Origin of the sequence: Caldifermentibacillus hisashii, assembly GCF_039654145.1 — a bacterium.
GTDB lineage: Bacteria > Bacillota > Bacilli > Bacillales > Caldibacillaceae > Caldifermentibacillus > Caldifermentibacillus hisashii.
Genome location: NZ_CP155467.1, coordinates 1090001 through 1103297 on the forward strand (window position 1 = coordinate 1090001; position 13297 = coordinate 1103297).

General features: G+C 37.3%; 9 protein-coding genes. 7 read left to right on the forward strand and 2 right to left on the reverse strand.

Annotation, left to right across the window (positions count from 1 at the left end; all coding sequences use genetic code 11):
- Positions 1-358: 358 nt before the first annotated feature.
- Positions 359-898 (forward strand): YdhK family protein, encoded by a 540-nt coding sequence (locus tag NSQ14_RS05135; RefSeq protein ID WP_346216959.1) that lies wholly within the window; start codon positions 359-361, stop codon positions 896-898.
- A gap of 344 nt (positions 899-1242) precedes the next feature.
- Here the strand turns inward: NSQ14_RS05135 and NSQ14_RS05140 are convergent, their stop codons facing one another.
- A complete protein-coding gene (locus NSQ14_RS05140; RefSeq protein ID WP_270578623.1) occupies positions 1243-2322 on the reverse strand; it encodes a peptidase in 1080 nt (359 codons plus the stop codon).
- Positions 2323-2574: 252 nt separating this feature from the next.
- Positions 2575-3768: an HD-GYP domain-containing protein gene (locus NSQ14_RS05145; protein ID WP_227092333.1), complete on the reverse strand. Its 1194-nt coding sequence runs from the start codon at positions 3766-3768 to the stop codon at positions 2575-2577.
- Positions 3769-4384: 616 nt separating this feature from the next.
- On the opposite strand from NSQ14_RS05145, the gene NSQ14_RS05150 reads away from it, so the two are divergent.
- From NSQ14_RS05150 to NSQ14_RS05175, 6 genes are all read left to right on the forward strand, one after another.
- Positions 4385-6364, forward strand: a complete 1980-nt coding sequence (locus NSQ14_RS05150) for an acetoacetate--CoA ligase (protein WP_227092334.1) — start codon at positions 4385-4387, stop codon at positions 6362-6364.
- A gap of 289 nt (positions 6365-6653) precedes the next feature.
- Positions 6654-7202: an RNA polymerase sigma factor gene (locus NSQ14_RS05155; protein WP_227092335.1), complete on the forward strand. Its 549-nt coding sequence runs from the start codon at positions 6654-6656 to the stop codon at positions 7200-7202.
- Positions 7186-7893: a hypothetical protein gene (locus NSQ14_RS05160; RefSeq protein ID WP_227092336.1), complete on the forward strand. Its 708-nt coding sequence runs from the start codon at positions 7186-7188 to the stop codon at positions 7891-7893. The genes NSQ14_RS05155 and NSQ14_RS05160 overlap by 17 nt, the downstream gene beginning before the upstream one ends.
- A gap of 566 nt (positions 7894-8459) precedes the next feature.
- Positions 8460-9779: a short-chain fatty acid transporter gene (locus NSQ14_RS05165; RefSeq protein WP_346208316.1), complete on the forward strand. Its 1320-nt coding sequence runs from the start codon at positions 8460-8462 to the stop codon at positions 9777-9779.
- A 678-nt stretch (positions 9780-10457) separates the two neighbouring features.
- Entirely contained in the window at positions 10458-11741 is a 1284-nt protein-coding gene (locus NSQ14_RS05170; RefSeq protein ID WP_346208317.1) for a DnaD domain protein, read from the forward strand.
- A gap of 393 nt (positions 11742-12134) precedes the next feature.
- Positions 12135-13088, forward strand: a complete 954-nt coding sequence (locus tag NSQ14_RS05175; RefSeq protein WP_251246747.1) for a helix-turn-helix transcriptional regulator — start codon at positions 12135-12137, stop codon at positions 13086-13088.
- Positions 13089-13297 lie beyond the last annotated feature (209 nt).

A 13297-nucleotide genomic window follows, 5' to 3' on the forward strand; every position in this document is an offset into this window, starting at 1 on the left:
ATTACGCTGATACCCTTCTTGTAGGGACCAACGATTGCTTCGACCGTGAGTGTTACCAGCACCCACGGTCTTTTTTAATATATGCTATTTATTATCTATATTATAACTGAATTTACTTAAACTGACAAATAGTGATCGAAAAATCGCTCACTAATGAAGAGGCTAAAATTTTTGCCCAAAAAAATTTGCTCATACTGTAAACATATCAGAATCAATATTTCTACCTGTATTTTTGACATTTAACGGTAATGAAATATCAATAGTAAATCGAGTAAAGCATCTTATTGTGAAAGAATTATGCCAAGAGGGGGAATAACTAAACTGAATGGCTGTATTCAGTAAAGAGAGGATGGGGTGTATGAAATTCTTTGGAGTTAATATGTTAATTATCGTTCTAATTTTATCAGGTTGTGCAGAAAATGAAGGGATAGCAGAAGAAAATGATGCTAATGTATATATGAATGTTTCGAGTTCATCAGAAGTTCCTAAATACTTAAGGGCTGATGAAACTCCGACTTATCCTGTTGGCAGTCAAGTTATTATAAATGCTAATCATATGGCAGGAATGGAAGGAGCAACAGCAACGATAGTAGGAGCGTATAAAACAACGGCATACAAAGTCACATATATTCCGAAAACGGTAGGTGATCCTGTGAAACATTATAAATGGGTGATCCATGAAGAAATCGGTAATGCTGGGATCGCCCCATTTGAACCTGGTGATCATGTTTTATTACATGTTGATCATGCGGAAGGAATGGATGGGGCAGGAGCAACAATTGAATCGGCAAAACCAACAACTGTTTATATGGTGAATTTTTTCAATACCAAAACAGGTAGTGAAGTGAAAAATTATCAATGGGTGACGGAAGATGAACTATCACTCATGAAAAAATGAATGGGAAAAGCTAATTCGTTGCACAGAGGTCAAGTGTCTGCCATCAAAAAATTCATATTTATACGTTAGCGCACTGGGGAACAGGCAAATTCATTTGGTTATCCCACAGTTAACGGCATGTCAAGACTCCCACCTCAAAAATTCGAGTTAATTAAGAAGATGGTGGGAGATTAAACTGCTCGTAAAAGGTCCGATTTGTGCACATACAATCAGTGTATATGTTTCATTTTATTAGCTTAAATTTTCTGGATGTTGGTGTTTCTGGTAATACATTTCCAACAAAGATGCAAATCTTATGTAGTGTGAAATTTTACGATTTAAGGCAACTACGGGATTGCTCTTTCCTAAGAGCTCGGTATTCGCCGATTTTCCTTTATCAAAGAGTAGAGTAAAAGACTTGATGTAATGAAAAATAATCCAAGGAAAAGGACAGAATCAATGATATTCGTCGGATCTACCGGATTAACGAGATTCATAATCGCCTGTTTTAGAAACGTATACATTTGCGGGATGATATAGAAAATGAGTAAAGTTATCATGAGCATACCACCAATAATATAGAAGATGCTGTAAACTTTCACGATCCTTGTTTCATTTTCGAATAGTTCCTGTCCTTTATCTCTACTAGTTGAAAATAGCTGCCTTAAATAGGTCTTGCTGTTTTCCAGAAGATTATAACAACCCGAGGAGTTTTCAAAAATATAGTAGATATCGGTTTTCATAAAAAAACAACATTGATAAATCGCTTTATAGAACAAGTCAAGAATAATAAAGTTAAGAATCCCTGATAAAATAGGATCCCGAACAGTAATAAAAAGCTTGATTAAGAGTACAATAAACAGAATAAACTGTTCAAAGTACAATCCAGCTATATATAAAGTATTTCGCTCTTTAGGGGAAAGTCTCCATGCATATGTTAAGTCAGTTTCGAAAACAACCAAAAAGAACCGATGGCCAACACCGAGTTTTGCGGGCAAATTAAACGAACGCGCCGCTAGTACATGACCAAATTCATGGATAACAAGCATGACAAGCGAAATAAAAGAAAATGTAACCATATTAAAGATAAGTGAATCAAACAAAAATAAATCTTCATAATAAGGTATAAGCTCCGTGTTAGTTAGAAAAAGCAGTAGGTTTATCATGATGAGGCAAATAAATATCATATTGGAATGTTTATGAAAAAACAGCCGGCTAAAGCGGGGAGAAATCCATGAAAAACCGGACATTAATAAATTTGATTTTTCTACTTTAAGTTCAATTCCGTCGATTTCTTTGACAAGTCCAAAGTCAATCAATTGTTTGGCAAAATTAATTACATCAACTTCTTCATCCGGATATAACCGTTTCAGCTCAGCTTCAATTTGGCCAAGTGTCCATTTTTGGTTAATAAACTCGATGGCATCCACACAAATTTTAGGCATTTCATAGAAGTCCCCTGAAATAGTATCCTCGATAATATAGTTTTTTTTATCTTTTTTTATTGATACTGGATATAATTTCAATATAGTGTTCAAGGTTAAGTTCATGATTTCACCACCGAGTTTTTTCAATTGGATTTTGTTTAAAAATAGCGATTTTCTATGGGTGCTGGACAAAGATGGCCAACACCCATAGAAAATTAACGTAGGGGCCATGGAATATGAGAACACCACCAACATGTTGTTTTAACTTTTTTAAGTTTGCGGATTTTCATTTATAACACCTCCTTTTATGTTGTTTTTATAATTATAAGAATCATAGACTTTTATCCATGATGGATAAACTTTAATAAAAAGCTCTACCAATTGCGGATCAAATTGAGTGCCTTTTCCTTCTAATACTCGATTATAGGCTACTTGAAGCGGTAAGGCAGAGCGATAAGACCTTGAAGAAGTCATTGCATCAAAAGCGTCTGCAATCGCAGTAATTCTTGCGGCAAGTGAAATGGTGTCTCCTTTTAAACCAATAGGATACCCTTTACCGTCCCAACGCTCGTGATGATGTAATATTACATCCATAAAATCAGCAATCCCCTCCACATCCTCCACAGCTTTAGCACCGACGATGGGATGGGTTTTGATTAATTCGAATTCTTCTTTCGTAAGTTTGCCCGGTTTTGTCAATATTGTATCAGGAATATTAACCTTGCCGATATCATGTAATAAACAGGCATAGTAAAATGATTTTAATTCGTCATCATTGAATTGATTGGATTCTTTAGCGAGAATTTGTGCATATTCCGCAACTCTTTCGCTATGTCCCCGAGTATACGGATCTTTCAGTTCTAAAGTGGTAATAATTCCCTTAACAATGCCATCTAATTGTTGGTTATAGCCAGTTTTTACTGCTTCCACATAACTTAAAAAACGGTGGAGAATAATAAAGGAAATAATCCCCAGAATAAATACTAGAATAGATGGTATAGAAACAATAGAGTCTTTCAAAATTATTCCAGTGATTAATAGTTTAGCAATTGTACCGGTAAAAATTATGTAAAAATATTTTTTATTAATAAATATAGGCGAAAAAATAATAATAACGATTTCAACTATATTTCCTGAAGTATACGGCAAGTTATTCCAATTGTAATATATAATATCTATGATTCCGCCTATAATTGTATAATTGAAAAAGTAGATATACTTTATATAACCAGGTTTATTTCTTTTTAACAAGATAATAGAGATTGGGAGCAGAATAGTTAATATTAAGTACATAAAGTAATTTAATACATTAAATGGTAGATGGGTGAACCATGGTAATTTCGGTAAAAAATAGAAATATACTAAATCATATGAAAAATATAAAACATAGAATATATATAAAAACCAAATCGTTGCTCGTCTTTCTTCATATAACAACGAGACTTTTAGTGTTTTTTTTTGCATAATGTTGCTCCTCTAATTTCTACACTATATTAAAAATTATACAATATTAGGACAATCATGTCGATTATTAAGTACAATTTTTTGTCGGTAATTGTCATTTGTTTATCTGTTATCTGCAATCCTAGAAGTTGGGCGTGTTTCAAATGATATACCCGTTGGCCTAAATCTCGGTCAGTCCTCCTTTGCCGCTTAAAATTTGTTTACCATCTTCATCAAAACGATGCTAATTGTACCAAATAATATTGAAGAAGGAGCAAAAATCATCACGTAGGATCAAATCCTGCTGGTAAAATGGTCTTATTTCTCCAAAATTCAAACAATTTATATGCCACCAAGATTGCTTCAACGAGGAAAATAAATAGGGAAGGGCAGCCTCAAGTCACTGCTTCTACGTTACGAAAATATAAATCTCTTTATAAGGAAGCCATTCAACCAAAATAGTAAAGCTTTAACGTGATTAATTTGATATAAAGTAACATTTTAAATGTATGAAAATTATTTACTGTTTTTATTGTTCATTGTAATATAAACATAAAATTACTGCTAATGTAGTAATATTTTGTAATGAAATTTTTTAAAATGATTATTTATAAGGGGAGTTTTTGGGAGGGATAAAATGAAGATTGAAAAGACGAATGAAAAATTGCTTTGGGTACCCTCACCGGAATTTAAAGACAATTCGAACATGAGGGAATTCATGATATGGTTGGGGAAAACAAGGGGGTTAAAATTTGAAGAGTATCATGAATTGTGGAATTGGTCCGTAACTGATATCGAAGGGTTTTGGTCGGCCATTTGGGACTTTTTCAAAATAAAGTCATCTAAGCCCTATGATGAGGTTATATCAGGTGGGAAAATGCCGGATGTAAAATGGTTTTTGGGGTCATCATTAAATTATGCCGAGCATGTTTTTCGCAATGAAGACCCTGAAAATGTGGCTGTCATCTATGAATCCGAAACACGTCCTTTAGGGGAATTAACTTGGGCAGAACTGAAAAAAACTACTGCTTCCATCGCACAACATTTAAAGTCGATTGGCATTAAGCCCGGGGATCGAGTCGTGGCCTACACACCGAATATTCATGAAACATTATCGGCATTTTTAGCATGTGCCAGCATCGGTGCCGTTTGGTCAAGCTGTGCACCGGAGTTTGGTATGAAAAGTGTGATCGATCGGTTTAAGCAGATTGAGCCAAAGGTATTGATTACGGTCGATGGATATAAATATGGCGGAAAGGAATACGATAGGCTTGAACTGGTCAAACAAATTCAAGCGGAGTTGCCGACACTGAATGAAACGATAATAATTCCTTATCTTAAAAATCAGCCGGATATGTCCGGGTTAAAGAATGCAATCCAATGGGATAAGATTTTAAAAGAAAATGCTCGGGCTCAGTTAACTTTTAAACAGGTTCCTTTTGACCATCCTTTATGGATTTTATATTCATCAGGAACGACCGGAAAGCCAAAAGGGATTGTGCAAAGTCAAGGCGGTATATTAATAGAACACTTGAAATTCCTGATGCTGCAATCGGATTTAAAAAAGGGTGACCGGTTTTTTTGGTATACAACGACTGGCTGGATGATGTGGAATGTGGTTGTTGGAGGGTTGCTTACCGGTGCATCCGTTGTTTTATATGATGGGAATCCCGGCTATCCTAATTATGAAACATTGTGGAAGTTTGCAGAATCAGCCAAAATCACCACATTCGGGACAAGTGCCAGTTTTATTATGGCTTGTGTAAAAGCAGGCGTGAAACCAAAGGAACAATTTGATTTATCCCATTTAAAGAGCATTGGTTCAACCGGTTCTCCACTTCCTGAAAAAGGATTTGAATGGGTGTATGAACATGTTAAAGAAGATGTATGGCTGTTTTCGACAAGTGGCGGTACAGATGTTTGCTCAGCTTTTCTAGGACCATGTCCATTGCTTCCGGTTTATTCAGGAGAATTGCAAGCGCGTGCATTAGGAGCAGATTTGAAAGCGCTTAATGACAATGAAGAAGAAGTCATTGAAGAAATCGGTGAGCTTGTGATTAAGAAACCGATGCCCTCTATGCCAATTTATTTTTGGAATGATGTGGACGGTAAACGTTATAAAGAAAGTTACTTTGATGTTTTTCCGGATGTTTGGCGGCATGGTGATTTTGTGAAATTTACACATAGGGGAAGCTGCATCATCTATGGACGGTCCGATGCAACGATTAACCGTGGTGGCATTCGAATGGGGACAAGTGAAATTTACAGTGCGCTTGAAAGTATTCCCGAAGTAGATGATAGTTTAATCGTGGATATCCCGTTGGATGAGGAGCGTTCTTATATGCCGCTATTTATCGTGTTAAAGCCCGGGATTGAACTTTCAAACGAACTGAAAGCACGAATCAATCAAACGATTCGTCAAAACTGCTCACCTAGGCATGTGCCGGATGAAATTTATTCTGTGAATGAAGTTCCGAAAACGTTGAATGGCAAGAAGCTAGAAGTGCCCATTAAAAAAATTTTGATGGGTGTACCTGTGGAAAAGGCAGTGAACAAAGGATCATTGGCAAATCCGGATTCGTTAAATTACTTTATTCAATTTAAAAAAGAGTCATAGGGACAGGTACCTTGTCTCAGAACCGAACAGTGCTTGAAACTGTTCGGTATGTGAATACTAAAAGAAAGCCCGCGTAAAAATACTCCGTGGGCTTTTTTTAGCTAATAGGAAAGTGGAAATTTTTCAATTTCTACTTTCCTAACGCATAAGTGCAACTACGGCTCTGCCATCGCCTTAAGGCTCGCCAGTCGCCGAGTTTTCTTTATATTTCCAAATATAATTTTATAAAAACGGGACTTTTTCCATATATCAATCGTCTAATGAAAAAATACAGAAAGGATAAGAAGGAGTGGAACGCCGAGTAGAGGACTTTATTTTTCGCGGAACGGATGAAGAAGCCATCGTTTACATTATTGATTACTACGGAGAGGGAATTAAGCGACTGATTTTCACGTATGTAAAAAATTACGCCCAAACTGATGATCTTTTTCAAGACTTTTTGCTAAAAGTTTATCAAAATATTGGACAGTTTCAAGGGAAATCCTCCTTGAAAACATGGCTTTATCGGATTGCCATTAATACATGTAAAGATTATTTACGTTCGCCCATCAACCGTATATTTTCGCCGGGCATAAAATCTGATTTGATAAAAACCTCACAATCCGCAGAAACCCAGGTTCTGAAAAAAGAATATTATCAGCAACTTGCTCAATGTATTTTTTCCCTGCCTATCAAATATCGGGAAATATTCGTTTTGCGGTTTTACCAAGATTTTACCATTAAAGAAATTAGTGAGGCTGTAGGAATACCGGAATCCACGGTCCGGACAAGAATTATGCGTGGGAAGAAAAAAATACAGGAACAGTTAGGGGGCGATGTTTTTGAAGAATTCGAATGAGCAATTAAAAATGGCCATGGATGAAATCATTGGAATAGAACCTTTAGTTCGGGAAGAGGATAAAACGAAATTTTTGACGAAAGTGCACAAGAAACAAAAAATGTACTTAGTCCCAAAACTTTCAGCGGCACTACTTTTCATCGGATTGGCAGGGTGGCTATTATTCCTTGCACTGAATTCCGGCGGACTGCAACAAGCATCTCCGACCGATAAAAATATAAAAACGATTGAAACGGTCTTAAACCAAATGCTCACGGGACCAAGTAAGGAATTCTCAAAGGTAATGGATGCTTTGGAAAATGCAGTACCCAAAACAGGGGAGGGAGTCAATTCCGGAATTATCACATCCACCCCGGATCCATTGAGGCAATATACAGACAAATATTTTAAACCGTATTTTACAGAAGAAGGATTAACAGATTATATAAATACGAGCGGTTTGACATTTCTCATGCAAGCAGATTGGTACGGGTATGTGCTTAAAGTGAACGATTTGAAGATAGAAAAATTAGAAATGGAAGGAAATTATTATGATTTTACGGTCACAGTTAGCTATCAAAAAACTGGCAGTGATCAACAAAATACTGCAGAAGTAACAGGCCAAATCAATGTAAATGACGAAGGAAAAATCCAAGTGTTTAGTATGTTTGGTGATGGCGGTTTATTGGAAAAAATGACAGAGGGGCGGTAATGCCTTCTTGCCAGAGGGACAAGGTATTGCGATCCAGAATCAATGGGAAAGAACTGGGGCAAGGGTTCTGTCCCCATGGATTTCACAGAAAATCAGTGCCTGCCCCCTCAATATGTTCATACGTAAACATTGAGGATCAGGCACTATTATTAGGTTATATTCGGTCAAGGAATCTGTCCTCTATTTCGCAATTTGACCACCGTCAATGACAAATCGGCACCGGTTACAAAGCGTGATTCATCAGAAGCCAGATATACGGCACCATAGGCGATATCTTCCGGTAAAATGGAATAAACAATTGACTAATATAGTGAGAGGTGCTCTTTAAATATAGCAGGTGATAGACCTAGGTTAAGTCTATGGACTATTTATGACACTATCAGACTTTTTTCGCCCCGGATCTTCTTACTTGAAATTATAAAGCGCTTTCAAAACTTTTGTAATCATTTTCTGAAATACTCATTACGGAATATTTTATTAAATGAACGCATAGTGTCATAGTAAGGCTTCAGTAAGCTTAATAGTTTTAATGGTTTTTTATATTTACTAAAAAAGGGGTGATATATTTGAAAGCGTTAACGGGATTTTTTGACCGGCTGGTGCAGCGTTATCTTCCGGATGCCTTTCTTTTTGCTATTATCCTTACCTTTCTTGTTTTTGTAATCGGCATCATTTTTACCGATAGTGGTCCGGTTGACATGATTAATCATTGGGGAACCGGATTTTGGGATTTGCTTGCCTTTACCATGCAGATGGCCTTGGTAGTTGTAACCGGTTATATTTTAGCCAATGCGCCGGCGATCAAGAATTTCCTTGCCGGATTGAGTAAACTAGCAAAAACACCCACTCATGCGATTATGCTTGTGACTTTTGTTTCTGCAATCGCATGTTTAATCAACTATGGATTTGGACTGGTCGTTGGTGCATTGTTTGCAATCCATGTGGCTAAGCAAGTACCTTCTGCAGATTTTCGTATTTTAGTAGCTGGAGCATACAGCGGATTTCTCGTTTGGCATGGAGGATTGTCCGGCTCCATTCCGTTATCGATTGCAACACCGGGTCATTTTTTGGAAAAGGAAATGGGAACGATCCCGGTAAATGAAACATTATTTAGTCCATCAAATCTTTTTATTGTTGCAGCTTTGGTTTTGACATTGCCGATATTTAATCGGTTCCTGATGAAAAATGCTGACTCGCTTAATCAAGATCGTTCAAAATGGACCGTGCCTGATGATGAAGTCGAACCTGTCCAAAAAGCTCCTGGAACACCTGCCGAAAAGCTTGAAAATAGTAGGATTATATCGTTATTAATTGGCGTAATGGGGCTGGCCTATATTTTCTATCACTTTGCAACGAAGGGTTTTGATTTAAATATTAATATTGTCAACTTTATCTTCCTATTTTTAGGAATTTTGCTTCACAACACACCTAGGCAATTCCTAAATACCGTATCAAATGGTGTTAAAAATGCGGGTGGGATTATCATTCAATTTCCGCTATATGCTGGGATCATGGGAATGGTGACGTTATCCGGCCTATCTGAACAAATTGCTTTATGGTTTGTCTCCTTAGCCAATGAACATACGTTGCCTTTCATTTCTTTTGTAAGTGGTGGTATCATTAATGTTTTTGTCCCTTCAGGAGGTGGACAATGGGCCGTACAGGGTCCAATTATGATTGATGCTGCAATGGCGATTAATGCTGATGTTGCCAAAACAGCAATGGGTGTTGCTTGGGGAGATGCTTGGACAAATATGATTCAGCCGTTTTGGGCATTGCCTGCCTTAGCAATTGCGGGGCTTCATATTCGGGATATCATGGGTTTTTGTGTCATGATTTTGCTTTATAGCTTTATCCCGATTTCCATTGGTTTTCTATTTTTCTAATATAATGGGCAAACAGAAAAGAGGCTTGTGGGTTTCCGTTTGCTTTTTTAAAAGATAAGAAAGTATAAAAATACAAGTAAATAACTTGGAATTAGTTTTATTGTCTAGCTCCGAGCGCCAGCGACTGAGAAACTAACTCCCCTTTAATGTGCTCATGCGCCATAGCCTATTCGAGGAAGCGGATGTTCAGCTCGTCGCAAAGCGGGCGCTCTGCGCTTTTCTTACGTTAACGTACAAAAGCTACTTCTTTATGAACCGAACCTACGTAAGAGGAAAAATCTACAAAATTATCTTTATCACTATTACTAAGTCTGTTAAAAGCATAATCTGTATTTGAAGTAAAAATATAATGTCTAAGAGGTGCATCATTTAGTTGCACCTCTTTTCGATTTTCCCATGGACGTCCGCAGCTCACCGGTACGTTTTGATTCACTAAACACTTTTTCCAAACGGTATCTGTCTCTCAATACGTTAATTTATTAGTTTTGAAAGACAGGCACTATTCGGCGGAGATAATTAGTCATTTAAATTTTTCATTGGGAATTGAGGAATTTTAAATTACATTGATGCCTGTCCCCGTGACCCTCCCTATCAAAAAATTTTTAAAAGTCTTATGTTCATTTTGCAAAAGGGAATCTATAACACTAATAAAAGGATAATTACAAGGGGGAGTCGAAAATGAGCAAGCTATTAATCAATGAAAGTCCAATTTTAGTTCTACCGACATTAGCGAAAAAGATTGGACTGAATCAGGCGCTGTTTATCCAACAACTTCACTACTGGCTGGCAGATAGCAAGCATACATATGATGGGTATCAATGGGTATATAACACATACGAGGATTGGCACAGGCAGTTTCCATTTTGGTCCACGAGTACAATCCGGAGAATTATTGGGAAGCTTGAAAGGGAAGGCTTAATCGTTTCCGGAAATTATAATCGTTTTAAGATGGACAAAACCAAATGGTATCGGATTAATTACGAGTATTTGGAGTCGCTGATGGATGAGGATGCGCAACTTTCCGACCTTTGCAGCAAGCGGACTGACACAAGCGACCCAACCGAGCAGCATAACGGCACACACACGGACGCTTCGAACAGTCAAAATCGAATCAATTTAGGCAAGGCATCGACGCAGAACAATCTGACGGATCAAAACGCACCGAGTATCGATAAGCAACCTGACCAAACGAATGCAAATGTAAGCAAACCGACGAACCAATCGGATACCAACTTAAGCAAACGGACAAACCAATCAGATACCAACTTAAGCAAGCCCACGAACCAAAATGGTGCTAACTTAGGCAATCCGACAAATCAAACTGGCACCAATTTAACCAATCACACTGACCAAACGGTGACCAAATTGACTAAACACAACGACCAAAATAATTCCAACTTGACCACATCGGGTGAGCAAGCGGGACAGTACATAGTTCCAAACTTAACTAATCACACGTATCAAAATAAATTCAACTTGACCACATCGGGTGAGCAAGCTGGTCAGTACGTGGGTGCAAGCTTAGCACTAGCACGAACAAACATAACCAAAGCAATACCAGAGACTACTTCAGAGACTACCCCAGAGAAAAAAAGCGTAGTAATAGTTACGCACGCGCGCGCAGAAGAACAAAACCCATTTACATTTTTCGAACAAAACGGGTTTGGAACCATCAGTGGGTATCTTTTTGAAAAAATACAAGCGTGGTGTGAGGATTTGTCCCAAGAACTTGTTTTAGAAGCGATGAAAATAGCTGTCGAAAGCGGGAATAAAAACTGGAGTTACGTAGAAGGAATTCTTCGCCGGTGGTTTGATAAAGGCTATCAAACCATCAATGAGGTTCGTGCCGCACAAAAGGAATATCGGGAACGACTGGACAAGAGCGCAAAACAAAAACCCCGAATGGAACGGGATATTCCAAGAAACTTTATTCTCGACATGGATGCCGGAGAAGATGAATAGATAGACAGGTCCCGCAGCCTACCTTAACAACATTGACTAAAAATGGGATGAGGGACCTGGCACTGTTCGGTTGAGATAATTAGACATTTAAACTTTTCATAGGGAATTGTGGAATTTTAAATTTCATCGATGTCTGTTCCCTGCACCTGCTCCCTGGGTCGAGGGATCGGTCCCTTTACCCCTTTATGCCAAGTTTACGGCAAGTCGAGCTGATTTTTTGGCAATCAATGGTTACAAAGAATGTTGAAATTGATAATAGAACTTAATGAAAGTATGAACGATTCTTTACAAAACAAAAAAAATCAAAAAAACAGTTGTTCTCTGACAGCACGTTGTCACATTAATATGATATGATAAATTTGAAAATTCCACAAACAGATCGGGGGCATAGTTTTGGAACGGCTTATTCGCTTACTCAGGATCATTCAATTAATCCAGTCACATCCGGGGGTTAAGGCAAAGGAATTGGCTGCTGTTTGTGAAACGACGGAAAGGACTATTTATCGGGATCTTGAACTATTAAGTGCAGCAAACATTCCGATTTCTAATGAAGGGAGGGGAAAAGGCTATAAATTTATTGGTAATTTTAAACATTATCCGATGAATTGGGATGAAGATGAATACAACTCGTTTCGCCTACTTCCCGCATTATTAGCTGAACAATATCAGACGAAAGTATTCCGTTCTGCCTATGAAAAAGTAATGGCAACCCATGCTGCTGAAAAGATTGAACGTAAAAAAGTCATTTCGGATTTCTCTAGGGTTATTCAAAATGGAAAATTACATAGTGAATTGAAAGAGCATACAATACTTTCTAAAATAACCGAAGCGGTTCTATCCATGCATACCATTGAAGCGGTTTATCATACACAAAGCAGAAATGCCACTACAAAGCGAAAACTCGATCCATATTTTCTTATCCCTCGAAACAATCGTTTATATGTCATCGGTTATTGCCATAAAAATAAAGGCATTCGAACTTTTCGTTTAAACCGCTTTCTTGATGTGGAAATTTTAGCCGAATCATTTATGAGAGATAATATCAATCTTGAAAAATATTTACAGTACACATGGTCTGTCATTCGAGGTGAGAAAAAAATCAATTTTAAAGTGAAATTCAGCAAAAATATCGCACGCTACATCAAAGAAGAAGAATTCAATGTAAAACCAACCCTAACAGATCTTTCGGATGGCAGTCTGCTCTTTGAAGTGACACTGAATGACGATCTCGAATTTATCCAGTGGATTATGAAGTATGGTCCGGATGCAGAAATACTTGAGCCGGAAGAATATCGAAAGCGGTTAAAAGAAAGATTACGACAATGGGTTGAAATTTATAGAAGCTAACAGAAATTTAATTATGGAGATTGAATTTCAATAAATTACGAAAAGTTTTTAATTAAAGAAAAAATTGCCAATAAATAGTAAAGAAGAAAAGTGGAAAAAAATATGAAACGAAATGCGACAAACTATAGATTTTATCATTATGGAGAAGAGCTAGTGGAAAAGGTAATGCGAACTTTAGGAAATGATTTTCATCCTTAATACAATAAAAC

Bases quoted from the DNA above. Each gene is read 5' to 3' on its own strand.
- NSQ14_RS05145 (WP_227092333.1), bottom strand. From the start codon at position 3,768: ATGCAAAAAAAAACACTAAAAGTCTCGTTGTTATATGAAGAAAGACGA.
- NSQ14_RS05170 (WP_346208317.1), top strand. From the start codon at position 10,458: ATGAGCAAGCTATTAATCAATGAAAGTCCAATTTTAGTTCTACCGACA.
- NSQ14_RS05150 (WP_227092334.1), top strand. From the start codon at position 4,385: ATGAAGATTGAAAAGACGAATGAAAAATTGCTTTGGGTACCCTCACCG.
- NSQ14_RS05140 (WP_270578623.1), bottom strand. From the start codon at position 2,322: ATGCCTAAAATTTGTGTGGATGCCATCGAGTTTATTAACCAAAAATGG.
- NSQ14_RS05135 (WP_346216959.1), top strand. From the start codon at position 359: ATGAAATTCTTTGGAGTTAATATGTTAATTATCGTTCTAATTTTATCA.